This window comes from Nocardioides sp. P86 (assembly GCF_023712465.1).
GTDB classification, from domain to species: domain Bacteria; phylum Actinomycetota; class Actinomycetes; order Propionibacteriales; family Nocardioidaceae; genus Nocardioides; species Nocardioides kribbensis.
The window spans coordinates 170,953-195,182 of sequence record NZ_JAMAYE010000002.1; the positions used below are offsets into that span (position 1 = coordinate 170,953).

Annotated in this window: 23 protein-coding genes; 11 read left to right on the forward strand and 12 right to left on the reverse strand. The window is 73.9% G+C overall.

Going from position 1 to position 24,230, the window contains the following annotated elements; all coding sequences use genetic code 11:
- Positions 1 to 61 precede the first annotated feature (61 nt).
- From M3673_RS08370 to M3673_RS08380, 3 genes are all read left to right on the forward strand, one after another.
- A complete protein-coding gene (locus M3673_RS08370) occupies positions 62 to 931 on the forward strand; it encodes a glycerophosphodiester phosphodiesterase (RefSeq protein ID WP_308196114.1) in 870 nt (289 codons plus the stop codon).
- Positions 928 to 2,349: an MFS transporter gene (locus tag M3673_RS08375; RefSeq protein WP_251532951.1), complete on the forward strand. Its 1,422-nt coding sequence runs from the start codon at positions 928 to 930 to the stop codon at positions 2,347 to 2,349. Before M3673_RS08370 ends, M3673_RS08375 begins: the two co-directional genes overlap by 4 nt.
- 224 nt (positions 2,350 to 2,573) lie before the next feature.
- Complete coding sequence (locus M3673_RS08380; protein ID WP_056864435.1) at positions 2,574 to 2,960, forward strand: RNA polymerase-binding protein RbpA; 387 nt, start codon at positions 2,574 to 2,576, stop codon at positions 2,958 to 2,960.
- Between the two features lie 44 nt (positions 2,961 to 3,004).
- Here M3673_RS08380 and M3673_RS08385 read toward each other — a convergent pair whose 3' ends face one another.
- The 4 genes from M3673_RS08385 to M3673_RS08400 all read right to left on the reverse strand — a co-directional run bounded on the left by M3673_RS08385 (position 3,005) and on the right by M3673_RS08400 (position 6,942).
- Entirely contained in the window at positions 3,005 to 3,565 is a 561-nt protein-coding gene (locus tag M3673_RS08385) for an FxsA family protein (protein WP_251532953.1), read from the reverse strand.
- The gene (locus M3673_RS08390) at positions 3,562 to 4,374 is read right to left on the reverse strand and encodes a polyprenol monophosphomannose synthase (RefSeq protein WP_251532955.1); all 813 of its coding nucleotides are present in this window, start codon (positions 4,372 to 4,374) and stop codon (positions 3,562 to 3,564) included. Before M3673_RS08390 ends, M3673_RS08385 begins: the two co-directional genes overlap by 4 nt.
- A complete protein-coding gene (lnt, locus tag M3673_RS08395) occupies positions 4,371 to 5,951 on the reverse strand; it encodes an apolipoprotein N-acyltransferase (protein ID WP_251532957.1) in 1,581 nt (526 codons plus the stop codon). Before lnt ends, M3673_RS08390 begins: the two co-directional genes overlap by 4 nt.
- Positions 5,952 to 6,306: 355 nt before the next feature.
- The gene (locus M3673_RS08400; protein ID WP_251532959.1) at positions 6,307 to 6,942 is read right to left on the reverse strand and encodes a TetR/AcrR family transcriptional regulator; all 636 of its coding nucleotides are present in this window, start codon (positions 6,940 to 6,942) and stop codon (positions 6,307 to 6,309) included.
- Between the two features lie 79 nt (positions 6,943 to 7,021).
- On the opposite strand from M3673_RS08400, the gene M3673_RS08405 reads away from it, so the two are divergent.
- The 6 genes from M3673_RS08405 (at position 7,022) to M3673_RS08430 (ending at position 14,285) form a co-directional block, all read left to right on the forward strand.
- On the forward strand, positions 7,022 to 7,768 hold the full coding sequence (locus M3673_RS08405; protein ID WP_228941471.1) for an enoyl-CoA hydratase/isomerase family protein: 747 nt from the start codon (positions 7,022 to 7,024) through the stop codon (positions 7,766 to 7,768).
- Entirely contained in the window at positions 7,761 to 9,296 is a 1,536-nt protein-coding gene (locus M3673_RS08410) for an AMP-binding protein (protein WP_251532961.1), read from the forward strand. The genes M3673_RS08405 and M3673_RS08410 overlap by 8 nt, the downstream gene beginning before the upstream one ends.
- Positions 9,293 to 10,924, forward strand: a complete 1,632-nt coding sequence (locus M3673_RS08415; RefSeq protein ID WP_251532963.1) for an amidohydrolase — start codon at positions 9,293 to 9,295, stop codon at positions 10,922 to 10,924. The genes M3673_RS08410 and M3673_RS08415 overlap by 4 nt, the downstream gene beginning before the upstream one ends.
- Complete coding sequence (locus M3673_RS08420; protein ID WP_251532965.1) at positions 10,921 to 11,610, forward strand: GNAT family N-acetyltransferase; 690 nt, start codon at positions 10,921 to 10,923, stop codon at positions 11,608 to 11,610. Before M3673_RS08415 ends, M3673_RS08420 begins: the two co-directional genes overlap by 4 nt.
- A gap of 85 nt (positions 11,611 to 11,695) precedes the next feature.
- Entirely contained in the window at positions 11,696 to 13,162 is a 1,467-nt protein-coding gene (locus tag M3673_RS08425; RefSeq protein WP_193660847.1) for a KamA family radical SAM protein, read from the forward strand.
- A gap of 175 nt (positions 13,163 to 13,337) precedes the next feature.
- Positions 13,338 to 14,285 carry a type IV toxin-antitoxin system AbiEi family antitoxin domain-containing protein gene (locus M3673_RS08430; RefSeq protein WP_251532967.1) on the forward strand — a complete coding sequence of 316 codons (948 nt, stop codon included), beginning with the start codon at positions 13,338 to 13,340 and terminating at the stop codon, positions 14,283 to 14,285.
- 197 nt (positions 14,286 to 14,482) lie between these two features.
- On the opposite strand, the gene M3673_RS08435 is transcribed toward M3673_RS08430, so the two are convergent.
- Positions 14,483 to 14,938 (reverse strand): Lrp/AsnC family transcriptional regulator, encoded by a 456-nt coding sequence (locus M3673_RS08435; RefSeq protein ID WP_082502899.1) that lies wholly within the window; start codon positions 14,936 to 14,938, stop codon positions 14,483 to 14,485.
- A 77-nt stretch (positions 14,939 to 15,015) separates the two neighbouring features.
- Between M3673_RS08435 and M3673_RS08440 the strand changes: the two genes are divergently transcribed.
- Together M3673_RS08440 and M3673_RS08445 are read left to right on the forward strand one after the other, a co-directional pair.
- On the forward strand, positions 15,016 to 15,921 hold the full coding sequence (locus M3673_RS08440) for a 5'-3' exonuclease (protein WP_056864684.1): 906 nt from the start codon (positions 15,016 to 15,018) through the stop codon (positions 15,919 to 15,921).
- A gap of 77 nt (positions 15,922 to 15,998) precedes the next feature.
- The gene (locus M3673_RS08445) at positions 15,999 to 16,655 is read left to right on the forward strand and encodes an SDR family oxidoreductase (RefSeq protein ID WP_251532969.1); all 657 of its coding nucleotides are present in this window, start codon (positions 15,999 to 16,001) and stop codon (positions 16,653 to 16,655) included.
- 88 nt (positions 16,656 to 16,743) lie between these two features.
- On the opposite strand, the gene M3673_RS08450 is transcribed toward M3673_RS08445, so the two are convergent.
- From M3673_RS08450 to M3673_RS19630, 7 genes are all read right to left on the reverse strand, one after another.
- Positions 16,744 to 19,560, reverse strand: coding sequence for an RNA helicase (locus tag M3673_RS08450; RefSeq protein WP_251532971.1), 2,817 nt, complete (start codon positions 19,558 to 19,560; stop codon positions 16,744 to 16,746).
- Positions 19,561 to 19,570: 10 nt separating this feature from the next.
- Positions 19,571 to 20,002: a hypothetical protein gene (locus M3673_RS08455; RefSeq protein WP_193660850.1), complete on the reverse strand. Its 432-nt coding sequence runs from the start codon at positions 20,000 to 20,002 to the stop codon at positions 19,571 to 19,573.
- Positions 19,999 to 20,835 (reverse strand): twin-arginine translocase subunit TatC, encoded by an 837-nt coding sequence (tatC, locus tag M3673_RS08460; RefSeq protein ID WP_193660851.1) that lies wholly within the window; start codon positions 20,833 to 20,835, stop codon positions 19,999 to 20,001. Before tatC ends, M3673_RS08455 begins: the two co-directional genes overlap by 4 nt.
- Positions 20,836 to 20,857: 22 nt before the next feature.
- Entirely contained in the window at positions 20,858 to 21,145 is a 288-nt protein-coding gene (tatA, locus tag M3673_RS08465; protein ID WP_082500281.1) for a Sec-independent protein translocase subunit TatA, read from the reverse strand.
- Positions 21,146 to 21,230: 85 nt separating this feature from the next.
- The gene (locus M3673_RS08470; RefSeq protein ID WP_251532973.1) at positions 21,231 to 22,241 is read right to left on the reverse strand and encodes a YafY family protein; all 1,011 of its coding nucleotides are present in this window, start codon (positions 22,239 to 22,241) and stop codon (positions 21,231 to 21,233) included.
- Entirely contained in the window at positions 22,238 to 23,227 is a 990-nt protein-coding gene (locus M3673_RS08475) for a YafY family protein (RefSeq protein ID WP_056864424.1), read from the reverse strand. Before M3673_RS08475 ends, M3673_RS08470 begins: the two co-directional genes overlap by 4 nt.
- Positions 23,224 to 24,180: an FKBP-type peptidyl-prolyl cis-trans isomerase gene (locus M3673_RS19630; protein ID WP_193660853.1), complete on the reverse strand. Its 957-nt coding sequence runs from the start codon at positions 24,178 to 24,180 to the stop codon at positions 23,224 to 23,226. The genes M3673_RS08475 and M3673_RS19630 overlap by 4 nt, the downstream gene beginning before the upstream one ends.
- Between the last annotated feature and the right edge of the window lie 50 nt (positions 24,181 to 24,230).

A 24,230-nucleotide genomic window follows, 5' to 3' on the forward strand; every position in this document is an offset into this window, starting at 1 on the left:
GCGGCGGGCCCCGCCGCCCGCCGCTCCCCGGCGCCGGGCGCGGAGGTGCATACTCACGCCCGTGACCCGACGCCCGCGCCCCTCGGCCGCACCGCGGGCGTCGCGGGCCGACGCGGTGCCGGCGTACCTGCGGGAGGGCGCCACGGGCGCCGGGCCGACCCGACCGGTGCTGGCCTTCGCCCACCGCGGCGGGGCCTTCCACCCCGAGATCGAGGGGCTGGAGAACACGCTGGCGGCCTTCCGCCACGCCGCCGACCTCGGCTACCGCTACCTCGAGACCGACGTGCACGTGACCCGTGACGGCGTCCTGCTGGCCTTCCACGACAGCGTGCTCGACCGGGTCAGCGACCAGCGCGGCGCGATCTCCTCGCTGAGCCTGGCCGAGGTCCGACGGGCCCGGGTCGGCGGCCGGGAGCAGGTGCCGACCCTGGCCGAGCTCTTCGACGCCCTGCCCGGGGCCCGCTTCAACGTCGACCTCAAGTCGGACGGCGCCGTCGAGGCGCTCGCCGACTTCGTGGCCGACCGGGGGGCGTGGGACCGGCTGCTGGTGGGCTCGTTCTCCCCGCGGCGGCTGGGCCGCTTCCGCCGGCTCACCGGCGGGCGCGTGGCCACGTCGGCCCACCCCGTGGAGGTGGCGGTGTGGCGGCTGTGCCCCAGCGCGCGCCTCGCCGACCTGCTCACCGGACGGCGGGTCGCCGCCCTCCAGGTGCCGCGGGAGCGGCGGTGGGGCCGCTGGCGGCTGCAGGTCGTGACCCGCTCCCTCGTGCGCCGGGCGCACGCGGCCGGCAAGCACGTGCACGTGTGGGTCGTCGACGACCCCGAGGAGATGACCGCGCTGCTCGACCTCGACGTCGACGGCCTGATGACCGACCGCACCGACGTCCTCCGCGAGGTCCTCGTGGCGGCGGGGCGGTGGAGGGAGCCCGCATGAGCACCGACCCCGAGCAGTCGACCGGCGCCTCGCGCGGGGTCGCCGACCTGCGCCCGCTGGAGCGGCGGCGCGAGCAACGGGCCTGGAGCTGGTACGACTGGGCCAACTCCGCCTTCTACACCTCGGTGCTGACGGTGCTCTTCGCGCCGTACATGATCACCGTCGCCGGGCGGGCCGCCGGCTGCCCCGACCCCGACGAGACCTGCAGCCGCACCGTCTCGCTGCTGGGGCTCGACCTGGCCGCCGGCTCGCTGCCGGCCTACCTGACGACCTTCGCCACCATCGCCAGCGCCTTCGTGCTGCCCGTGGTGGGGGCCTTCGTCGACGGCTCGGCGCACAAGAAGCGCCACATGGCCGGCTTCGCGTGGGCCGGCGCGCTCGCCGGGTCGCTGCTGTTCTTCATGGAGGGCGACGACTGGCAGCTCGGCGCGGTCGCCGTGGTCGCCGCGAGCATCCTCGGCGGCTGCTCGCTGGTGAGCTACTACGCGATCCTCGTCGACATCTCCACCGTCGAGGAGCGCGACCGGGTCTCCTCGCGCGGCTGGGCCTGGGGCTACCTCGGCGGGGGCCTGCTGCTCCTGCTCAACCTCGTCGTCGTGCTGGGCCACGACGCCTTCGGCATCGGCACCGAGCTCGCCGTGCGGCTCTCGATGCTCTCGGCGGCGCTGTGGTGGGCGGGCTTCACGATCGTGCCCTTCGTGCGGCTGCGCGACCACCAGCCCTCCCCCGAGGCGCCGTCGCGCGAGGGCTCCCTCGTGCAGCGCAGCTTCGGGCAGCTGTGGACCACGATGCGCGAGCTACGCGGCTACCCGATGACCATGACCTTCCTGATCGCCTACCTCTTCTACAACGACGGCATCCAGACCGTCATCGCGAGCGCCTCGACCTACGGCTCCAAGCAGCTCGGGCTGAGCCAGACGGTGCTCATCGCGACCATCCTGATGATCCAGTTCGTCGCCTTCGGCGGTGCGCTGCTCTTCGGCCGGCTGGCCTCCACCCATGGGGCCTACCGCTGCCTGCTGTGGGGCACGGTCGGGTGGATGGCCATCGTCGTCGCCGCCATCGCCCTGCCTGCCGGTGACGTCGGGCTCTTCGTGCTCACCGGAGCCGCCATCGCGGTCGTCATGGGCGGCACCCAGGCGCTGTCGCGCTCGTTCTTCAGCCTGCTCATCCCCCGCGGCCGCGAGGGGGAGTACTTCGCGCTCTACAACGCCGCCGAGCGTGGCACCTCGTGGTTCGGCACGCTGCTCTTCGGCCTGGTCTTCCAGCTCACCGGCTCCTACCGCCCCGCCATCTTCGCCCTCCTGGTGTTCTTCCTGCTGGGCTTCCTGGTGCTGCTGCGCCTCGATCCCCGGCGCGGCATCGAGGAGGCCGGCAACACCGTGCCGGCCTCGCTGCTGCGGCGGTCGGCGGCCTGAGGGACTCCCCCGCCGCCCGGGCACCGCATCCTGAGAGGCGACTGTGAATCCGCGGGGGTGAGCCGCGTCGCGGTGTTTTCCGGAATTGTCCGGACCTCAGTACCGTTGATCACTTCGTGAGACCGGCATCGCGACGGCCGCTGCGTTCCCGCGGCCCACGGCGACCGTGCCGTGCTTCGGCCTCACGTCAGACCACCCGGGGGACAAGGAACTGGAGGTGCCTCATGGCTGAGCGCACGTTGCGCGGAGCGCGACTCGGAGGACAGAGCTTCGAGGACGAGCGTGGCATCGAGTTCGCGGCCCGCCAGCAGGTCGGCTACCGCTGCCCGCAGGGTCACGGCTTCGAGATCACGATGTCGGTCGAGGCCGAGATCCCGGCGGTGTGGGAGTGCCCGCGCTGCGGCGCCGAGGCGCTGAGCACGTCGGGCATCGAGAAGGAGGTCAAGGCCGAGAAGCCGGTGCGCACCCACTGGGACATGCTGCTCGAGCGCCGCTCCGAGAAGGAGCTCGAGGACATCCTCAAGGAGCGTCTCGAGCTGCTGCGCGGCGGCGAGATCGGCCCGGCCCACCTTCACCGCGCCAACGCCAAGAAGCGCCAGGCCTCCGCCTGACGCCCGCGCGGGTCCGGCTCCGGCCGGACCCCGCGACGCGGCGGCTACTCGTCGTCGACGACCTCGCCCCGGACCACCGGCCCCTGCGGCCCCGGTCCGGGGCGTCGTGCGTCCGGACGGGGTGCGCCCGGGAAGCCGCCGGGTCCGGCGGGTCCGCCGGCCACGCCACCCACCAGGCGGCGTGAGAGGAGCGTGGTGAGCACGCCGCGGAAGAGCGGACGCGTGATCGGCAGGATGAGCAGGATGCCGAAGACGTCGGTCACGAAGCCCGGGCTCAGCATGAGCGTGCCGCCCAGCACGACCAGCCCGCCGTCGGCCAGCTCGCGGGCGGGCATGCGCCCGGCCTCCAACGTGGTGCGCATCGCCCGCCACGCGCGCGCCCCCTCGCGGCGGATGAGCCATCCCCCGAGGATGCTGTCGAGCACGAGCAGCAGCACGGTCCAGCCCACGCCGATGACCTGGCCGACCTGGATCAGCACGTAGATCTCGACGATCGGCATCACCACGAAGGCGACCACGAGCAGCAGCGCCCAGGGGCGGCGCCGGCCGGCGGCCGGGCTGCCGGGTCGCCGGCCGGGCCGGGGTGCGTCGTCGGGCTGGCTCACGGGCGTCCCGCTCCGCTGCGCGCGCGGTGCGAGCGGCCCGACCCGGCGGTGCGGGCGCGGCGACGGCGTACGGCCTCGGCGAGCTGGCGGCGCCGCTCGCGCAGGCCCCACTCGGTGACGCGCCGCAGCGACTCCGAGGCCACCGACCCGCTCATCTTGGAGTCGCCGCGCACGCGCTCGACGAACTCGATCGGCACCTCCCGCACCCGCAGGCCCGCCCGCAGCGTGCGGGCGGCGAGGTCGGTCTGGAAGACGTAGCCCGTCGAGGCGACCGTCGACAGGTCGATCTTCTCCAGGGTGGTGCGCCGGAAGACCCGGAAGCCGGCGGTGGCGTCGCGCACCGACATGCCCAGGAGCAGGCGCACGTAGAGGTTGCCCCCGCGCGAGAGCGCCTGGCGGTGCCACGGCCAGTTCACGACCGAGCCGCCGGGCACCCAGCGCGAGCCGATCACCAGGTCGGCCTGCTGGAGCGCCTCGAGCAGGGCACCGAGCTGCTCGGGCTGGTGGGAGCCGTCGGCGTCCATCTCGCCGATGACGTCGTAGCCGGCGCGCAGCGCGACGTCGAAGCCGTGGAGGTAGGCCGCTCCCAGGCCCTCCTTGGCGGTGCGGTGCACGACGCTGACCTGGGGGTCGGCCGCGGCGAGGGCGTCGGCGAGGTCGCCGGTGCCGTCGGGCGAGCCGTCGTCGACGACGAGCACGTCGACGTCGGGCTGCGCCCGGCGCAGCCGCCCGACGATCCAGGCGATGTTCTCGGCCTCGTCGTAGGTCGGGACGACCATGACGACGCGGCCGAGTCCGGCGATGCTCATGCGGGGCCTCGTTCGCTCGAGTGACCGGCGAGCGCGGGCGCGCTCCCGGAGGTGCGGTGCGTGAGTGTGGGTCGACGACGATACGGGACGACGGCCGCCAGGAGTCCGAGGAGCGACGCCAGGATGCACAGCCGGGCCGCCCACGGCCCGACCCTGACCCCCGGGGTGACGGTGCTGGTGAGCCCGACCTCCGAGACGAGCACGGCGGTGGTGCGGGGGTCGGCGGTCTCCACGACCTCGCCGGTCGGCGAGACCACCCCCGAGACGCCGTTGGTGGAGGCCACCACCGTCCAGCGCCCGGTCTCGATCGCCCGCAGCCGCGTGATCGCGAACTGCTGGTCGATCTGGTCGGTCTGGATGAAGGTGGCGTTGGAGGTCTGCACGGTGAGCAGCTCCCCGCCGCGGGTCACCTGGGCGTAGATGCCGTCGTCGTAGGCGATGTCGAAGCAGATGGCGTCGGCCACGCGCACCCCGGCGACCTCGAGCGGCTCCACCCGGGTGCCGGCCCGCATGTCGCGCTGGATGCGGGCCAGCTCGCCGAAGTTGAAGTCGAGCAGCTGTCGGAAGGGGATGTACTCCCCGTAGGGCACCGGGTGCCACTTGGTGTAGCGCTCCCCCGCCCCGCTGACCGGGTCCCACACGATGCCCTGGTTGAGCACGTGGTCGGGGCCGTCGTCGACCAGCCCGCCGACCACGACCGGCACCCCGATCGCGCCGACCGCCCGCTCGATCCCGGCACGCGTCGTGACGTCGCTGAAGGGGTCGACCGCGGTGGAGTTCTCCGGCCACAGCACGAAGTCGGGACGGGCCGCCTCGCCGCGCGCGACGTCGTCGGCGAGGTCGACGGTGGCCTGCACGTGGTTCTCGGTCACCTGGCGGAAGTCGTAGAGCACGTCGTTGCCCAGCGGTCCGGGCACGTCGCCCTGCACGGCGGCGACGGTGGCGGTGCTCGGGGCCTCGTCGAGCTCGCGCGCCCCCGCGTCGTACGGCGCGAGCGCCGGCACCGCCAGCAGCGCGACCAGGCCCGCCAGTGCTCCGCCCGCCGCGAGCCGGGAGCGGCCCGTGGCCACCACGAGCCAGGCCAGCAGCGCCGAGCCGAGCGCGAGCAGCGCGCTCACGCCGACCATGCCGACCCACGGCAGCGAGGCGGCCACCGGGGTGTCGACGACGGCGAAGGCCAGTCGGCCCCAGGGCATGCCGCTGAAGGGCCAGCCGCTGCGCACGACCTCGGCGGCCACCCAGGCGGCGCCCGCCCACAGCGGCCAGGCGCCTCGTGTGCGCGGCGCGGTGGAGAGCCGTGCCACCGCGGCGCCGAGGGCGGCGTAGAACAGCGCCTCCACCACCGACAGCGCGAGCCAGGCGGGCACGGCGACGGCGCGCATCCACCAGATGTGCACCAGGTAGAAGGACAGCCCGAAGACGAGGCCGACCACCAGCCCGCGCCGCGCCGACAGACCGTGGGCGCAGACGAAGAAGCCGGCCACGGCCAGCGGCAGCACCGCCGGCACCGCGACCGGCTCGAAGGCCAGCGAGAGGCCGACACCGGCGAGGAGGGCGCCCAGGCTCCGGATCAGCACGCGACCACGGTACGGGGCGTGTCCCGGCAGAGGTACGGAAGGATCCCGGCACCCGTCGGTCCAGCCCGGGCGAGACCGGCTGCCGCGGCCGCGCTGTTGTCTAGGGGGACCAGGATCCTTCCGTGCCCACTCCCGCGGAGCGGACCGACCTCCGCGAACAGCGTCGGACAGGTGCGTGGCACCCACACCCTCCGACACGGCCACTCGGACGTCGGTCCGACTCCCGCGATCTGCGCGAGCGGACGGCACACGATGACTTTCTGCGCGCCCGGGTGTCAACCGAGCGCTGACCTGCGACGACGCGCGTCTGCGCAGGTCAGCGCGGCGCTCTGGATCGTGAAAGTCCCCGAGAAATCTAGACCGGTCGCGGCGTGTCGCCGTCGACGCGCCGACCCGCTGTGGGATCGGCCCCGAGGAGGGCGCGGGCGAGGTCGACGTACTGCTCCGCGAGGTCGGGCAGCGCCGTCGGACCGGTCGGGTCGAACCACCGCGCGACCCCGCTGCACATCTCCAGCAGGGCCCGGCGGGCCAGGGCCGGCGAGCTGACGTGGAAGAGCCCCGCCGCGAGCCCGGCGTCGATGGTGTCGTGCCAGACCGCCTCGTAGCGGTCGCGCAGCGCGACCACCTCCGCGCGCACCGGCCAGGTGAGCGCGGCCACCTCACCGTCGACGACCCGGGTCTCCAGCGGGCGCTCGCCGTGGCTGCGCACGTGCAGGCGCACCAGGGCGCACAGCCTCTCCCCCGGGTCGGGCTCCCGGGCGGCCACGGCCTGCGCCTCGGCCAGCAGCCGCTCGAGGCTCTCGCGCATCAGGGCGCCGAGCAGCTCCTCCTTCGACCCCATGTGGTGGTAGAGCGAGGCCGAGGAGAGCCCGGCGCGCTCCGCGAGCTGGCGGATCCCGGTGCCGTGGTAGCCGCGCTCGGCGAAGAGCTCGAGGGCGGCCTCGCGCACCCGCTGCGCCGTCGGGGCCGGCGCGGTCTCCGCGGCTCTCATCCGGCCTCCCGGTGGTGTAGCGTCGGATCCGATCGATCGATCGATCGATGGAGTCCGAGACTAGCAGGAGGCCGCGCCGGTGAGCGTCGACTACACCTACGACGGCACGGTGGCCCAGCTCCACCTGGCCCGCCCCGAGCGGCTCAACGCCGTCGTCCCCGCCCTCACCGACGCCCTCGCCGCCGGGCTGCGGCGCGCCGAGGCCGACGGTGCGCGCGCCGTGGTCCTGGCCGGGCGCGGCCGGGCCTTCTGCGCCGGCCACGACCTCAAGGAGCCCGAGCCGGTCGAGACCGTCCTGGAGACCCGGGCCCGGCTCGAGGCCATCCAGGACGTCACCCGGCTCGTGCGCCGCTTCCCCGGCCCGGTCGTCGCCGCCGTGCACGGCTACGCCCTGGGTGCCGGCGCGGAGTTCGCGCTGGCCTGCGACGTGGTCGTCGCCGCCGAGGACGCCGCCTTCGGCTTCCCCGAGGTCAGCGTCGGCCTCAGCGTCACCGGCGGGGTCTCACGGCTGCTGCCCGTGCTCGTGGGCTGGGCCCGCGCCAAGGAGCTGCTGCTCCTGGGCGAGCGGGTCTCCGGCGCCGAGGCCGCCGCGATGGGCCTGGTCGCCCGCTCCGTGCCCCCGGGCCGGCACGAGGAGGTCGCCCTCGAGCTCGCGCGCCGCGTCGCCGCACGGCCGCCGCTGTCGGTGAGCCTGGCCAAGCAGGTGCTCGACCTGGGCCTCGACGCCACGATCGAGGAGGCCATGGCCCGCGAGGTCGACCACGCCGTCCTGACCTCGCTCTCGGGCGAGGGCGAGGCCCCCCGCGAGGAGTTCGTCCGTGGCTGAGGTCGACGCGCCGGGGACGCCCCGGGAGGAGCCGCCGCTGGCCGGGGCCGACCTGCAGGACGCCAGCCTCGCCGACCTCGTCGTGCGGGCCGCGCGCCGCTGGCCCGACCGACCGGCCTGGACCTTCGAGGACGCCGACGGCGGCCTCACCCGGCTCGACTTCGCCGCGGTCGAGGCCCGCACCGCCGCGTGGGCGCAGCAGCTGCGCGAGCGCGGCGTCGACCAGGGTGACCGCGTCGGCGTGCTGCTGGGCAACACCGCCGACTTCCCGACCGCGTGGCTGGCGCTGGCCCGGCTCGGTGCGGCGATGGTGCCGCTCAACGTCCGCTACCGCAGTGCCGACGCGGGCCACGTGCTCGCCGACGCCGGTGTGCGGCTGGTGCTGGCGTCCCCGGCGTACTCCGCGGTGCTGGCGGGCGTCGAGCCGGCTCCCGAGGTGCTCGACGTCGCCGACCTCGACGCCGGTGCCGCCACCGCGGCGCCCTTCGAGCAGCGGCCGGTCGACCCCGCCACGACCGCCAACGTGCAGTACACCTCCGGCACCACCGGTCGCCCCAAGGGCTGCCTGCTCCCCCACCGGTACTGGACGACCCTGGCCGGCTCGCTGACCACCGAGTTCCCCCACCTCACCGGCGACGACGTCATGCTCACCGCCCAGCCCTTCCACTACATCGACCCGCAGTGGAACGTCGCCGCCGCGCTGCTGGCCGGGGCGCACCTCGTGGCCCTCGACGGCTTCCACCCCTCCACCTTCTTCTCCCGCGTGCGCGCCCACGGGGTCACCTACTTCTACTGCCTGGCCTCGATGCCCGTGCTGCTGCTGCGCATGGACCCCGACCCCGCCGACCGCGACCACCGGGTGCGCGCGGTGCAGTGCTCGGCGATCCCGCCCGGGCGCCACGCCGAGATCGAGGAGCGGTGGGGGGTCGGCTGGCACGAGGCCTTCGGGATGACCGAGACCGGCGCCGACATCCGCGTCGGCGCCGAGGAGCACGACGCGCTGGTCGGCACCGGCTGCCTGGGCCGGCCCGCCGCCCACCGCGAGGTGCGCGTCGACGACGACGGGCAGCTGTGGCTGCGCGGGCCGGGCATGATGGACGGCTACCTCGGCCACCCCAGCCCCTTCGACCCCGACGGCTGGTTCCCCACCGGCGACCTGGCCCGCCTCGACGAGCAGGGCCGTGTCTACCTCGCGGGCCGCATGAAGGACATGATCCGCCGCAGCGGGGAGAACGTCGCCGCCCACGAGGTCGAGGACGTGCTCCAGTCGCATCCCGAGGTGCGTCTGGCCGCCGTGCTCGGTGTGCCCGACGAGGTGCGCGGCGAGGAGGTCAAGGCCTACGTCGTGGCGCCCGGCCTCGGTGAGGACGCGCCCGAGGTGCTGCGTGCCTGGTGCGAGGAGCGGCTCGCGGCCTTCAAGGTGCCGCGCTACTGGGAGCTGCGCGCGTCGCTGCCGCTGACCGCCTCCCAGCGCGTCGAGAAGGCCGCGCTGCGCCGCGAGGCCGCCGCTGCCGGGGCCGCCTCGTGAGCCCCGCGCTGCAGGCCGACGTCCTGCTCACCAACGCCCGGGTCCGCACCCTCACCGGCCCCGGTCGCGCCGACGTCGCCTCCCACCTCGCCCTGCTCCACGGTCGGGTGGTGGCCACCGAGGAGGTGCCCGCCCGGCGGGTGGTCGACCTCGGTGGCGCCGTCGTCGTGCCGGGCTTCCACGACGCCCACAACCACATGGCGTGGTACGGCCTCAGCCTGGCCGAGGTCGACCTGCGACGGCCCGACCTCGACGCGCTCTACGCCGCGGTCGCCGAGCGCGCCGCGACGCTCCCCGAGGGCGCCTGGGTGGTCGGAGCCGGCTACGACGAGAACAAGATCGGCGCCCACCCCGACCGCGACGCCCTCGACCGCGCCGCCGGCGGACGACCGGTCTGGCTGCGCCACACCTCCGGCCACATGTGCGTGGTCAACACCCCGCTGCTCGCCGAGCTGGGGCTGGCCGACGCCGCCCGCGACGTGCCGGGCGGCCTGGTCGTGACCGACGCCACCGGCCGGCCGACCGGGCTGCTGCAGGAGCAGGCGCAGCAGCTGCTCAACGCGCTGGTGCTGCCCTACCCCGTGGCCACGCTGGTCGACGCGATCGAGCGCGCGGGGCGGGTCTACCTCTCGCAGGGCATCACCTCGGTGGTCGAGGCCGGCGTGGGCGGCGGCTGGATCGGCAAGAGCCCGGTCGAGGTCGCGGCGTACCTCTCCGCGCGCGAGCAGGGCCGCCTGCCCGTGCGGGTGGAGCTGATGGTGGCCGCCGACGCGCTGCACCCGCTCACCGCGCACGTCGACGACGACATGCCGCTCGGCCTCGACCTGGGCGTGCGCACCGGCCTGGGCGACGACCGGCTGCGGCTCGGGCCGGTCAAGGTGTTCTCCGACGGCTCGCTCATCGGCCACACCGCCGCCATGTGCGAGGACTTCTCCGACACCCCCGGCGAGCGGGGCTACCTCCAGGACGACGCCGAGGCGCTGCGCACCCGCATCCTCCAGGCCCACCGCTCGGGGTGGCGCGTGGCCGCCCACGCCATCGGCGACGCCGCCATCGACCTCGTCCTCGACGCCTACGCCGAGGCCCAGGAGCGCTGGCCGAGACCCGACGTGCGCCACCGCATCGAGCACTTCGGGGTCTCGCGGCCCGACCAGGTGCTGCGCGCCGCGGCGCTCGGGGTGGTGCCGGTGCCGCAGGGCCGCTTCGTCGGCGAGATCGGCGACGGCATGCTGCGCGCGCTCGGCCCGGAGCGCTCCGGGTGGGCCTACCGCCACCGCACCCTGCTCGACGCGGGGATCGTGGTGCCCGGCAGCTCCGACCGGCCCGTCGTCGACGGCGCCCCGCTGCTGGGCATGCACGACATGGTCAACCGCCTCACCGACGGCGGGCTGCCCTGCGGGCCCGAGGAGGCCGTGACCGGGCTCGAGGCGCTGGTGTCCTACACCTACGGCTCGGCCCACGCCTCCCGGGTGGAGACCAGCCGCGGCACACTGGCGCCGGGCATGCTCGCCGACCTCGCCGTCCTGTCGGCCGACCCCGGCGACCCGACCGAGGTCGACCCCGCGCGGCTGCGCGAGGTCGAGGTGCGCGAGACGTGGCTCGGTGGCGAGCGGGTGTGGTCCGCGTGAGCCCCCGTCTGGTCGAGCTGTCGTCCCTGGGGGCGGCGGACGTCGAGGCGGTCCGCGCGATCTACGAGGGCGCCTTCCCCGACGAGCTGCTCGCCCCCTTCGAGGACCTCCTCGTCGACCGGATGCTCGTCTACCTCGCCGGCAAGGACGGTGAGGACGGCGAGGACGGCCGGGGCGTGCCCGTCGGGCTCGCCCTCGTGCGCGACCTCGTCGACGCCGCGCCCGCCGGGAGCGGCGACACCGGCTGGACCTTCCTGCGCTACTTCGCCGCCGGCCGGCGCGGCCAGGGCATCGGCTCGGCGCTGTGGGCCGAGCTCACGCGCCGGCTGCGCGCGGAGGGCCGCACCCGGCTGGTCTGGGACGTCGAGGACCCCGACGAGCCGGACCTGCCGTCCGAGCTGGTCGAGGAGCACCGCCGCCGCATCGTCTTCTACGAGCGCCTCGGCGGGCGGCTGCGACCGGTGCGCGACTACCTGCCGCCCCACGACGACGGCCACGCCCCGCGGCTGCTGCTCATGGAACAGCCGTTGGGTCCGGGGGCCGCCGGCTCCGAGCAGGTCGGCCAGCAGGTCGGCCCGCAGATCGACCTGCGGCAGCTGGTGGAGACCGTCTACGCGCTGCGCTACGGCGTGCCCGCCGACGACCCCGTCGTACGTCGGACCCTGACGGCGAGCGGACTGGTCTAGAGGACGACGCCCTCAGCGCCGCGAGACCGGAGATCTTGCGGCGCATGGTTCGACACGCAGGAGGATCTTCGTTTACGGTTCCCTTATGAGCATCGAGACGTCCATCGCCTCCCTGGTGGAGGACCAGACGGGTCAGCCGTACCCGTACCGCCGCGTCGAACTGGTCGAGCCCGACTGGACCCGGTTCCCCGGCTGGCGCGACGTCACCGCCGAGGAGTGGGCCTCGGTGCAGTGGCAGCGCTCGCACTGCGTCAAGAACGTGCGCCAGCTGCGCGAGCTGATGGGCGACCTGCTCGACGAGCGGTTCTACGCCGACCTCGAGCGCGACCAGGCCGAGCGCGCCACCATGTCGATGCTCGTGCCGCCGCAGATGATGAACACGATGGCGCCGACCACCGAGCCCGCCGGCCCCGGCTCGCTCACCGACGCCTTCTACGCCGACCCGGTGCGCCACTACATGATCCCGGTCTTCTCCGACCGCCGCACCGACTGGTCCTCCCACCCCTACGCCACCCGCGACTCGCTGCACGAGCACGACATGTGGGCCACCGAGGGCCTCACCCACCGCTACCCCACCAAGGTGCTGGCCGAGCTGCTGCCGACCTGCCCGCAGTACTGCGGCCACTGCACCCGCATGGACCTCGTGGGCAACTCCACCCCGGTGATCGAGAAGCTGAAGTTCGCCGGCAAGCCCACCAACCGCATCGAGGACATGCTCGACTACCTGCGCCGTACCCCCTCGGTGCGCGACGTGGTCGTCTCCGGTGGCGACGTCGCCAACATGCCGTGGCCCCGCCTCGAGGCCTTCCTGATGTCGGTGCTCGAGATCGAGAACGTGCGTGACATCCGCCTGGCCACCAAGGCCCTCGTCGGGCTCCCCCAGCACTGGCTCCAGGACGACGTGCGCGAGGGCGTCGCCCGCGTCGCCGGTCTGGCCCGCGCCCGCGGCGTCTCGCTGGCCATCCACACCCACGCCAACCACGCCAACTCGATCACCCCGCTGGTCGCCGACGCCACCCGCGCGATGCTCGAGGCCGGCGTGCGCGACGTGCGCAACCAGGGCGTGCTGCTCAACGGCGTCAACGCCGACCCGCACGCGCTGCTCGACCTGTGCTTCCGCCTGCTCGACGGCGCGCAGATCATGCCCTACTACTTCTACATGTGCGACATGATCCCGTTCTCGGAGCACTGGCGGGTCTCGGTCGCCGACGCCCAGCGCCTGCAGCACCACATCATGGGCTACCTCCCCGGCTTCGCCACCCCGCGCATCGTCTGCGACGTGCCCTTCGTCGGCAAGCGCTGGGTGCACCAGCTCGCCGACTACGACACCGAGCGCGGCATCTCCTACTGGACGAAGAACTACCGCACCTCCATCGAGGCCGCCGACCCCGAGGCGCTCACCCGCACCTTCGAGTACTACGACCCGATCCACACCCTCCCCCAGGCCGGCCGCGACTGGTGGGCCGAGCACGGCGAGCTCGACACCTCCGCCCTCAAGGCCGCCGAGATGGCCGAGGCCTCCCGGCGCACCGCCGCCCTCCAGGCCTGGTGAGTCGCTGACCGCGCGTCGCGGGTTTCGCCAGCCGGCTGGCGAAACCCGCACCTGTCGGCCCACGCACGGGCCGACAGGTGCGGGTCCGGGCCGACAGGCTCGGGTGCCGCGGGGTTGTCCACAGGCGCGGCGTACCGCGGGTTGAGCCGCGCCGGGCCCGGTCATCCTCCGAGGCATGGACCCGACCCCACGCCTGCACGCTGTGAGCGACGTCTTCTCCACCCGTGACGCGCTCGCCCTCGGCCACGACGACAAGAGCATCGCCCGACTGGTGCGCTCGGGCGAGTGGCACCGGCTGCGGCACGGCGCCTACTGCGCCGGTGCGCTGTGGCGCGACGCCGACGCACGCCGGCGTCGGCTGCTGGTGGCCGAAGCGGCCTACCAGGCGGCGCGCTCCCACGTGGTGCTGTCGCACACGAGTGCGGCCGACCTGCTCGGGGCCGAGGTGTGGGACCTGCCCGACACGGTCCACCTCACCCGCACCGACGCACGAGCCGGTCGCTCGCAGGCCGGGGTGGCGCAGCACCGCGGGACGGTCAGGGTCGGCGACCTGACCCGCCGCGACGGCCGCTGGGCGACGTCGGGCACGCGCACCGCCCTCGACGTCATCAGCCTCACCGACGTCGAGCACGGTCTGGTCGTCACCAACACGCTCCTCCACCGCGGCGAGACCTCCGTGCCCGCGTTGCGGCAGGGCCTGGCGAGCACGGTCCGCTGGCCCCGCCACCTGCACGCCCGGCTGGTCGTCGGACTGGCCGACGGGCGCTGCGAGAGCGTTGCCGAGTCGCGCACGATGTACCTGTTCTGGCGCCACCACCTGCCGACGCCCATCCCGCAGTACGTCGTCCGCGACGCCCGCGGGGTGATCGTCGCCCGGCTCGACTTCGCCTGGCCCGACCTCGGGGTGTTCGCCGAGGTCGACGGCAAGGTCAAGTACACGACGCTGCTGGCGCCCGGCGACTCCGCGGCCGATGCCCTGCTGCGCGAGCGGCGGCGCGAGCAGCTCGTCGTCGGTCTCACCGGCTGGCGCTGCGTCCGACTGACCTGGGCCGACCTGCAGCACCCCGAGCGCACCGTCGCACGCGTCCGTGCCGTGCTCGCCGGCGGCGTCTGGGCCGCCTGACCCACGGCCCCGCGCCCGGCCCGGGTCTCGGGGTGCACAGCGAGACGGCCGGGCCCGCTGGGGCTCTCGTCCCCCTCGAGAATCGGAGATCGGCCGACTGGTCGGCCCAGACCCGCACTTGTCGGCCGATGCGTGGGCCGACCGGTGCGGGTTTCGCCAGCCGGCTGGTGAAACCCGCCGCCGGCGCCGACCCACCCTCAGCCGGTCACCGGGCGGTTCTCGTAGTAGGTGGAGAGGACCATGGTGGTGCGGGTGGAGACGTTGGCGGCGTGGCGGATGCGGGCCAGGAGGTCCTCGAGGGCGGCGGGGGTGGCGGTGCGGACCTTGAGCACGTAGGACTCCTCGCCGGCCACTGACCAGCAGGACTCGATCTCGGTGAGGTGCTGGAGCCGGTCGGGGCAGTCGTCGGGCTGCGAGGGGTCGATGGGCCGGATGGAGATCAGCGCGGTCAGCGGCAGGCCGATCTCGGCGTGGTTGATGGTGGCGCCGTAGCCCTGGATGAGGCCGCGGGTCTCCAGGCGCTTGACCCGCTGGTGCACCGCCGACGTCGACAGCCCGGTGGCCTTGCCGAGGTCGGTGTAGGACATCCGCCCGTCGGTGGCGAGCAGCTCGAGGATCCTGCGGTCGGTGGCCTCGACGTCGGATGTGGTCACGGCCGACAGCGTAGGGCAGGCCGCGTGGGAGACTGCCGGGCGTGACCAGCCCGCAGACCGACGCTCCCGGCCGCCTGATGCTCCTCGACACGGCGTCGCTCTACTTCCGCGCGTTCTTCGGCGTCCCGGAGATCACCGGCCCCGACGGCACCCCGGTCAACGCGGTGCGCGGCCTGCTCGACTTCATCTCCCGCCTCGTCGGTGACTACCGCCCCACCGACCTCGTCTGCTGCTGGGACGACGACTGGCGCCCGCAGTGGCGCGTCGACCTGCTGCCCTCCTACAAGGCCCACCGCGTCGTGGAGGAGGTCGAGTCCGACCCCGACGTGGAGGAGGTGCCCGACCCGCTGCAGGTGCAGGTGCCGATCATCCGCGACGTGCTCGAGGCGGTGGGCCTGCGGGTCGTGGGCGCCCCGGGCTTCGAGGCCGACGACGTCATCGGCACCTTCGCCACCGGCGCGGGCCAGCCCGTCGACGTGGTCACCGGCGACCGCGACCTCTTCCAGCTCGTCGACGACGCCGCCGACGTCCGGGTGCTCTACATCGCGCGCGGGGTCGGCAACCACGAGCGGGTCGACGACGCCTGGGTCCGCGCCAAGTACGGCGTGGGCGCCGGGCAGTACGCCGACTTCGCCACCCTGCGGGGCGACGCCTCCGACGGGCTGCCGGGCGTCGCCGGGGTCGGCGACAAGACGGCCGCGACGCTGCTGTCGCGCCACGGCGACATCCCCGCCATCCTCGCCGCCGCCCAGGACCCCGACTCCGACCTGGCCAAGGGCCCGCGGGCCAAGGTCCTGGCCGCCACCGACTACCTCGCGGTGGCGCCCCGCGTGGTCGCGGTGGCCCGCGACATCGACCTGGAGCGCTCCCCCACGGCGCTGCCCTCCTCGCCGGCCGACCCCGAGCGACTGGCCGACCTGGCCGCGCGCTGGGGCCTCGAGTCGCCGGTGCAGCGCCTGCTCGGCGTGCTCGGCCAGGCCTGAGCCGCCCGCAGGGCCGGGCGCCCCGACCCCCCGCTCGGGTGATCGGCGCGGCGCGGGGGCGACGTACGTTGGACGGCATGAGTCGAATCGCGATCGTCGGGGGCCACGGCAAGGTGGCCCAGCAGCTGCACGGTGTGCTGAAGGACCACGGCCACGTGCCGGTGGCCCTCGTACGCAAGGAGGAGTACCGCTCCGAGCTCGAGGCCCTGGGCGCCGAGGTGCGCCTGCTCGACATCGAGGCCCAGGACGCCGACGGGTTCGCCGCGGCCTTCGAGGGCTGCGACGCGGTCGTCTTCGCCGCGGGCGGGGGCGCCGACGGCAACATCGAGCGCAAGCGCACCGTCGACCTCGAGGGCTCGACCAAGTCGATCGAGGCCGCCGGCAAGACCGGGATCCGCCGCTTCGTGCAGGTCTCGGCGATCGGCGTCGACAACCCCGTGGGCGACGACGTCGAGGAGGCGTGGAAGGCCTACGTCGACGCCAAGCGCGGCGCCGACGAGGCGCTGCGGGCCAGCGACCTGGACTGGACGATCATCCGCCCCGGCGGCCTCACCGACGACCCGGGCACCGGCCAGGTCGCGCTGGCCGAGACCCTCGAGCGCGGTGAGGTCCCCCGCGCCGACGTGGCCGCCGTGGTGGCCGCGTGCCTGGTCGACGACCGCACGATCGGCAAGCAGTGGGAGCTGGTCGGCGGGTCCACCCCGGTGGCCGCAGCCATCGAGCAGGCGGTCTGAGACCGTCCAGCCCGGCCCGCTCCCACGACGGCCCGCCACCGGTCCCGGTGGCGGGCCGTCGTGCGTGCGCGGCAGCGTGTCGACCGGGTCAGTCGGGCAGCCCGGAGTAGGCGACGACGCCGCGCTTCATGCGGGTGATCATCTCCCGCGCCGTACGCCGCAGGGGCGTGTCGCCGGCGGCGTCGGCGACCTGGCCACCGAGGTCGAGCAGCTGCTTCATGCGGCGCACGAAGTCGCCGGCCGACATGTCGCTGTCGCCGAGCACGTCGTCGAGGTCGTCGCCCTCGCACCAGCGGTAGGCGATCCAGGCGAAGCCGAGGTCGGGCTGGCGCAGGTAGTCGAGCTTGTGGTCCTTCTCCAGGCGGTCGAGCTCCCCCCACAGCCGCACGGTGGCGGTCATGGCCTCGCGCGTGGCGCCGCCGGGCAGGCGGGGCGAGGTGGGGTCCTCGGCACGACGGGCCTCGAACACCAGGGCCGACAGGGCGGCGGCGAGACCGGAGGCGGGCAGGGCGTCCCAGAGCCTCTCGCGGATCGCCTCGGCGGCCAGCAGGTCCATGTCGGAGTAGAGCCGCATCAGCCGCTTGCCCCGGTCGGTGACCCGGGCGTCGCTGGGGTCGTCGCCGTCGGGGGCGAGGTAGCCCAGCGCGCTGAGCACGTCGCAGACGCGGTCGAACTGGCGCGCGACCGTGTTGGTGCGGTTCTCCACCCGGCGCTGCAGGGTGGTGGCGTCGCGCTCCAGCTTGAAGTAGCGCTCGGCCCAGCGTGCGTGGTCCTCGCGGTCGGGGCAGTCGTGGCAGGGGTGGGCCCTGAGCTGCGCACGCAGCCCCAGGACCTCCTCGTCGGCCCCGGAGCGGGCGATGGAGGAGCGGCGCGAGCCGCCGCCGGCGCTGGGCGGCGGCACGACGCCCTGGGTGCGCGAGCGCAGCGCGGAGGCCAGGTCGCGGCGCATCTGCGGGTTGCGGCCGTTGAAGCTCTTGGGCACCTTGATCCGCGTGAGCGCCTGCACCGGGGTCGGGAAGTCGATCATCGCCAGTCGGCGGGCCTGACGGTCCATCGTCACCACCGAGGGACGCGGCGCCTCCTCGTCCCAGCCGGGGTCGACCACGACGGCCAGGCCGGCGAACTTGCCGGTCGGCACCTCGATCACGTCGCCCACCTTGAGCAGGCGCAGCGACTCGATGGCCTCGGCGCGGCGGTCGGCCCGCTTGGCGCGGCTGGCGTCCTTCTCCACCTCGCCGATGCGCTTGCGCAGCCGGGCGTACTCCATGAAGTCGCCCCGGTCGCACTGCGCGGCCTCGGCGTAGCCCTCGAGGGCGTCCTGGCTCTTGCGGAGCTGGCGGGCCAGCCCGACGACCGCCTTGTCGGCCTGGAACTGCGCGAAGGACTGCTCGAGCGTGGCCCGCGCCCGCTCGCGGCCGAACTGGTGGACCAGGTTGACGGCCATGTTGTAGGAGGGCCGGAAGGAGGAGCGCAACGGGTAGGTGCGGGTCGAGGCCAGGCCGGCGACCTCGCGCGGGTTGGTGCCGGGCTGCCAGAGCACGACGCCGTGGCCCTCGGTGTCGAGACCGCGGCGCCCGGCCCGCCCGGTGAGCTGGGTGTACTCCCCCGGGGTGATGTCGGCGTGGGTCTCGCCGTTCCACTTCGACAGCTTCTCGATGACCACGGTGCGCGCGGGCATGTTGATGCCGAGTGCGAGGGTCTCGGTGGCGAAGACGACCTTGCACAGGCCGCGCAGGTAGAGCTCCTCGACGACCTGCTTGAAGGCCGGCAGCATGCCGGCGTGGTGGGCCGCGACACCGCGGGTCAGCCCGTCGAGGAAGTCGTGGTAGCCCAGCACGTGGAGGTCGTCGTCGGGCAGGTGGCGACAGCTCTGCTCCACGAAGGCGTAGATGGCGTCGCGCTCCTCGGGCGTCGTGAGCCGGATGCCGGCGTTGAGGCACTGCGAGACCGCGGCGTCGCAGCCGACCCGGCTGAAGATGAACACGATCGCGGGCAGCAGGCCCTCGCGGTCGAGGCGCTCGATGACGTCGTAGCGGCTGGGGATCCAGACCCGCCGGCCGTTGCCGACCTGCTTGGGCCCGCCCTTGCCGCGCGCTCCCTTGGGCGAGCGCCGGTCCTTGATCCGGGAGGCGGCCCAGTCGTCGCGGGCGACCTTCATCAGCTCCTCGTTGACCGGGGCGCCCTCCTTGACGAAGCCGGCGGCGGCGTCGACGTCGGAGGAGGCGAAGAGGTCGAGCAGCCGCTTGCCCACCATGACGTGCTGGTAGAGCGGCACGGGCCGCTTCTCCTCCACGATGGTGGTGGTGTCGCCACGCACGGTCTCCAGCCACTCCCCGAACTCCTCGGCGTTGGAGACCGTGGCCGACAGCGACACCACGGTGACCGAGTCAGGCAGGTGGATGATGACCTCCTCCCAGACCGCGCCGCGGGAGCGGTCGGCGAGGTAGTGCACCTCGTCCATGACCACGAAGCCGAGGCCGTCGAGGGTGCGCGAGCCGGCGTAGAGCATGTTGCGCAGCACCTCGGTGGTCATCACCACCACGGGCGCCTCGCCGTTGACGGTGTTGTCGCCGGTCAGCAGCCCGACCTGGTCGGGGCCGTAGCGCGCCACGAGGTCGTGGTACTTCTGGTTCGACAGCGCCTTGATCGGGGTGGTGTAGAACGCCTTGCGCCCGGTCTGGAGGGCCAGGTGGATCGCGAACTCCCCCACGATGGTCTTGCCCGACCCGGTGGGCGCTGCGACCAGCACGCCGCGGCCGTCCTCGATCTCGCGGCACGCGCGACGCTGGAAGTCGTCGAGGCCGAAGTCGTACATCGCCTCGAAGTCGTGGACGACGGGGTGGCTGCGGTGCGCGCGGTAGGAGGCGTAGCGCTCGGCCGGGGTCATCTCGTCAGCCGTGCTCATGACCCCCAACCTACGGGAGCGGCCCTACCCCGATCCGCAGCAGGACGCTGTAGTGCTCCGGCGAGCCGCCGACCGCCTTGGCCAGGCGCCCGAGGGCGTCGAGCACCAGGTCGGCGCTGAAGGACCGGCCGGGTACGGCGAGGGTCAACCGGTCCTCCTCGGGGCCGTCGGCCGGCTGCACCAGCAGCACCTGGCCGTGGCGCCACGCCAGGTGGGCGCGGGAGCGGACGTCGTCGGCGGCGACCGGGCGCGGGTGCGCCTCGTCGACGGCGAGCAGGTCGCACGGCAGCGGACCCGACCCGGCGGCGCGCCCTGAGAGCACCCCGGTCACCCGGTGGCCGCTGAGCACCCCGGACTCGGCGGCCCACGTGACGTCGTCCTCCCCCAGCCACTCCGGCAGCTCGAAGGGGTCGAGGTCGTGCAGCGTGACGGCGACGCTCACAGGGTGGAGATCTCGTCGGGCGAGAGCCCGGCGTTGATGCCGCGCGCGGCGCGCCGCTTGTCGTTCCACCGGGCGATGACCTCGGAGACGAGGAAGAGCAGCACCATCGGCACGGCCATGAACGTCATCGTGAAGGGGTCGGTCGAGGGGGTGGCCACCGCGGCGAAGATGAACACCCCGACGATGATCCAGGGCCGGTGGGCGGCCAGCGACTTGCCCTTGACGACGCCGGCGAGGTTGAGCATCACCACGAAGAGCGGGATCTCGAAGGCGATGCCGAAGACGAGCAGGGTGCGGCTGAAGAAGGTGAGGTACTCGTTGAACTCCACCAGGTTGGTCAGCCCGTCGGGGGTGAACCCGATGAGCACCTCGAGGCCCTTGGGCAGCGTGACGTAGCCCAGCACGATGCCGGCGAAGAACAGCGGCCCGGCGATGGCGGCGAAGACGCGCGTCCACTTGCGCTCGTGGGGGTGCAGCCCCGGCAGGATGAAGGCCCAGATCTGGTAGAGCCAGACCGGGCTGGTCAGCACCAGCGTGGCCAGGCCGCACAGCTTGAGGTAGAGCAGCAGACCGCCGCCGGCGCCCGAGGTCGTGGCCTGGGTGCGGTCGGCGCCCAGGGCGTCCTGGGCCTGCTGGTAGGGGTCGTTGACGACCGCGAAGAGCGGGTCGAAGAAGAACAGCGAGATGATCAGGGTGACCAGGAGTGCGAGCACGACCTTGAGGATGCGTGCGCGCAGCTCCCGGAGGTGGTCCGAGAGGGCCATCCGGCCGTCGGACCCGATCGGGTGGACCGGCTTACCGACGAAGAGCTTGACGACTCCGGAGATCGACACGGGTGGGAGGTGTCGTCGCGGCTCAGCTGCGGTGCTGGTCGGTCGGGCGCTGCTCGGTCAGGTCCTCGGCCGGGGTGGGCGCGGGGGTGGGCGACGGCGGGAGCTCGGCGGCCGGCGTGGTGTCGGCGGCGGTGCCCTCCTTGTCGTCGTCGTCCTTGAGGCCCTTCGTCTCGGCCTTGAAGATGCGCAGCGCCTGGCCGGTGCCGCGGGCGAGGTCGGGGAGCTTGGCCGCACCGAAGACCAGGATGACGATGGCGAGGATGACGAGCCACTCCGCGCCCTGGGGCATGCCGATCATGGGGAGGAACATCAGGACCTTCTCTGTTGGGTGTGCGTGCGGGTCTCGGTCGGGTGCCCGGGGGCGTCGACCGCGACGAGGTCCACTGTACGCCTCGTCATGTGTAGAGACCGAGGGTTGACCTGGCCGCTGCTGTGTACGTCTGGGTGAACTCTGGGTGAGCGCCGTCGGGGTCGACGACGCGGGCGTGCGGGGTGAGCCGGAGCAGGAGGCGGGTCAGCCACCGCGGGTCGGCGACGAGCAGGTCGACCTCGACACCGCCGTCGGACTGGGGCCGCACCTCCTCGACCGGGTAGTACTCCACGACCCACCGTGCCGGGGGGTCCAGGCGCAGCGTCACCGGCGTGGTGCCGCCCGAGCGCGCGAACATGCCCTCGGCGAGGTCGCGCGGCGGCTCGGGGTCGGTCACGACAGGTGATTCGGAGACGACGGCCTCACGGATCCTGTCGAGGCGGAAGAGGCGTGGCGCCCCGGCGAGGTGGCACCACGCGTCGAGGTAGGCGACGCCGCCGGTGGAGACCACGCCGCGCGGGTCGACGGTGCGCACCGACTCCTCGTCGCGGCTGGGCACGTAGTAGGTGAGGTCGACCTGGCGACCGCGGTCGGCGGCGTCCTGCAGGCGGGTGGCCAGCAGGGCGGTGTCGGGGTCTCCCCCGTCGGCGCCCGGGTCGATGCGGGGTGCGGCCGACCCGGCGGCGGCCGCCGCCTCGAGCTTGGCCAGCGCGCGGTCGACGACCTCGCGGGTGTCGGGGCGCGCGCCGTTGCGCAGCGCCCGCAGCGCCACGATGACCGCGGTGGCCTCGGTGGGGGTCAGCCGCAGCGGACGGGCGAGGTAGTCGGCGTTGGTCACGCGGACGACGCCGTCGCCGTCGGGGTCCTCGAGGGCGTCGAGGTCGACGTCGATGAGGTCGTCGGGGTAGCCGCCCGGCAGACCGCACATCAGCAGGACCTTGAGGTCCTTGAGCAGCTGGCGCGGGGCCACCCCGAGGGCGGCGGCCGCCTCGTCGAGGCGCACCTGGCCGTGGGCGTGGAGGTAGGGCACCAGCGTCAGCAGCCGGGCGACCTGGTCGCGGGCGCCCGGGGCGGGGGCGGGTGTCGGCGGGGTCATGCGACGCCGCCCGCCGTGCTGGCACGGTCCAGGCCGGCCCGGAGCCGCTCGACGACCTGGGCCCGCAGCTCCAGCGGCTCCTCGACGCAGACGTCGGCGCCGTGGCCGAGCACCTCGTCGGCCAGGCCGAGGGTGTCGCGCTCGAGCACCACGCGGTCCCAGGTGGTGTGGTCGTCGGGACCCACCACGTCGGTCTCGACCCCGGCGGCGCCGCGGCGCAGCTGGTGGCCTGCGCCGCGGCGCACCAGCAGCACGGCGCGCTGCACCACGGGGGCCGGGGCCAGGCGCCGGGCCACCGCGCTCACGTCGGTGCCGGCGGGCACGTCGTAGGAGCCGGCGGGGCCGTCGGGCCGCGCCTCGCCCTCGACGCGGGAGAGGCGGAAGACGCGCTCCTCGCCACGGTCGGTGTCGAGGCCCACGACGTACCACCGCCCCGAGTAGCGGGTGACGCCCCAGGGCTGGAGGTGACGGGTCGTCACCTCGTCCTGGCCGGGGCGGCGGTAGCCGAAGACGACGGGGGTGCGCTCCGCGGTGGCCTCCCAGAAGGCGTCGAAGGACGGCTCCTCGGCGCTCAGGCGGGGCTCGACGATGTCGAGCGCCGTCACGTCGACCGGTGCGCCCAGCGCGCGGAGCTTGCGCACGGCCTCGGTGGTGGCGTCGGCGAGCTTGGCGTGCTGCCAGACCCGGGTGGCCAGGCCCACGACCGAGGCCTCGTCGGGGGTCAGGTCGATGTCGGGCAGCGCGAACTCGTCGGGACGGATCCGGTAGCCGGGCTCGTCGTCGAAGTAGGTGTCCATGCTGCCCACCTCGATCGGGACCCCGAGCGAGCGCAGCTCGTCCTTGTCGCGCTCGAACATCTTCTCGAACGCCTCGGAGGAGGAGCCGGGGTAGAGGATCGAGCGGATGCGCTCCTTGGGCACGAAGTGCCGCTGGACCAGCAGCATGATCAGCAGGTTCAGCAGGCGCTCGCTCTTGCGGACGCTCACCCCGCGCCGACGATGTCGATCAGGAAGTAGATCGTGTCGGTGCCCTTGATCCCGGCGTCGGGGTTGCCCTCGGCGCCGTAGCCGAGCTCGGGCGGGATGGCGAGCACGACGCGCGAGCCGACCGGCACGCCCTCCAGGCCCTGCGCCCAGCCCTCGACCAGCCCGCTCAGCGGGGAGGTGAGGAAGTCGGGCTTGTCGTAGTTGCCGTCGAAGGGCTTGGCCTTGGCGTAGACCTGGCCCAGGTACTTGACCTGCACGGTGTCGTCGGCGGTGAGCGCGGGGCCGTCGCCCTCGACGAGGGTCTGGCTGCGCAGCTCGCCGGTCGGGCGCGGGCGGCCCTTGAAGCGCATCGCCTCGGGGTTGCCGTCCTCGTCGAGGACGAGGTCGGGGGTCCAGGCCGCGCCCTCGGTCTCGTAGGGCTCGGAGACGTCGTAGGGCCCCATGATGTCGAAGACGATGACGACCGGGTCCTGGTTGCCGATGCCCAGCGCGGGGCTGCCGGCGCCGCCGAAGGGCTCCTCGGCGTTGAAGGCGACCGCCACGCGCGAGCCCACCGTCTGGCCGACCAGGGGGTCGGTGAAGACCGGCACCAGGTCCTCGGCGGAGAGGTCGAGCGCCTGCGGCGCGCCGTCGTCGGTGTAGGTGCTGAAGCTCTGGCTCTCGGTGTAGCCGTTGCCGACCCAGTAGTTGACCAGCACGGTGTCCTCGGCGGTGACCTCCGGGCCGTCGCCCTCGACGAGGGTCTCGACCTCGGGGTCGGCGTCGGCGTCGAAGCTCATGGCCGACGACCACGTGACGTCGGGGTCGGTGCCGACGTCGCCCTCGATGCTCAGCGCGGACAGGCCCTCGGAGGTCTCGCCCTGGGCGCCGACCTCCTCGCCGCACGAGACGAGCGTGGGGGCGAGCAGCAGCGGGAGCAGCACGGCCAGCGGCCTGCGGAGGTGTCGTGACACCGGTACATCCTTCACGTGGCGGTCGTCGGGGCCGGCGGTGGCCGGTGACC

What these genes read in the sequence shown, in the direction of transcription:
- M3673_RS08375 (WP_251532951.1), top strand. Translation starts at nt 928, where the DNA reads ATGAGCACCGACCCCGAGCAGTCGACCGGCGCCTCGCGCGGGGTCGCC.
- M3673_RS08380 (WP_056864435.1), top strand. Translation starts at nt 2,574, where the DNA reads ATGGCTGAGCGCACGTTGCGCGGAGCGCGACTCGGAGGACAGAGCTTC.
- M3673_RS08390 (WP_251532955.1), bottom strand. Translation starts at nt 4,374, where the DNA reads ATGAGCATCGCCGGACTCGGCCGCGTCGTCATGGTCGTCCCGACCTAC.
- M3673_RS08400 (WP_251532959.1), bottom strand. Translation starts at nt 6,942, where the DNA reads ATGAGAGCCGCGGAGACCGCGCCGGCCCCGACGGCGCAGCGGGTGCGC.
- M3673_RS08425 (WP_193660847.1), top strand. Translation starts at nt 11,696, where the DNA reads ATGAGCATCGAGACGTCCATCGCCTCCCTGGTGGAGGACCAGACGGGT.
- M3673_RS08430 (WP_251532967.1), top strand. Translation starts at nt 13,338, where the DNA reads ATGGACCCGACCCCACGCCTGCACGCTGTGAGCGACGTCTTCTCCACC.
- M3673_RS08440 (WP_056864684.1), top strand. Translation starts at nt 15,016, where the DNA reads ATGCTCCTCGACACGGCGTCGCTCTACTTCCGCGCGTTCTTCGGCGTC.
- M3673_RS08445 (WP_251532969.1), top strand. Translation starts at nt 15,999, where the DNA reads ATGAGTCGAATCGCGATCGTCGGGGGCCACGGCAAGGTGGCCCAGCAG.
- M3673_RS08450 (WP_251532971.1), bottom strand. Translation starts at nt 19,560, where the DNA reads ATGAGCACGGCTGACGAGATGACCCCGGCCGAGCGCTACGCCTCCTAC.
- tatA (WP_082500281.1), bottom strand. Translation starts at nt 21,145, where the DNA reads ATGTTCCTCCCCATGATCGGCATGCCCCAGGGCGCGGAGTGGCTCGTC.
- M3673_RS08470 (WP_251532973.1), bottom strand. Translation starts at nt 22,241, where the DNA reads ATGACCCCGCCGACACCCGCCCCCGCCCCGGGCGCCCGCGACCAGGTC.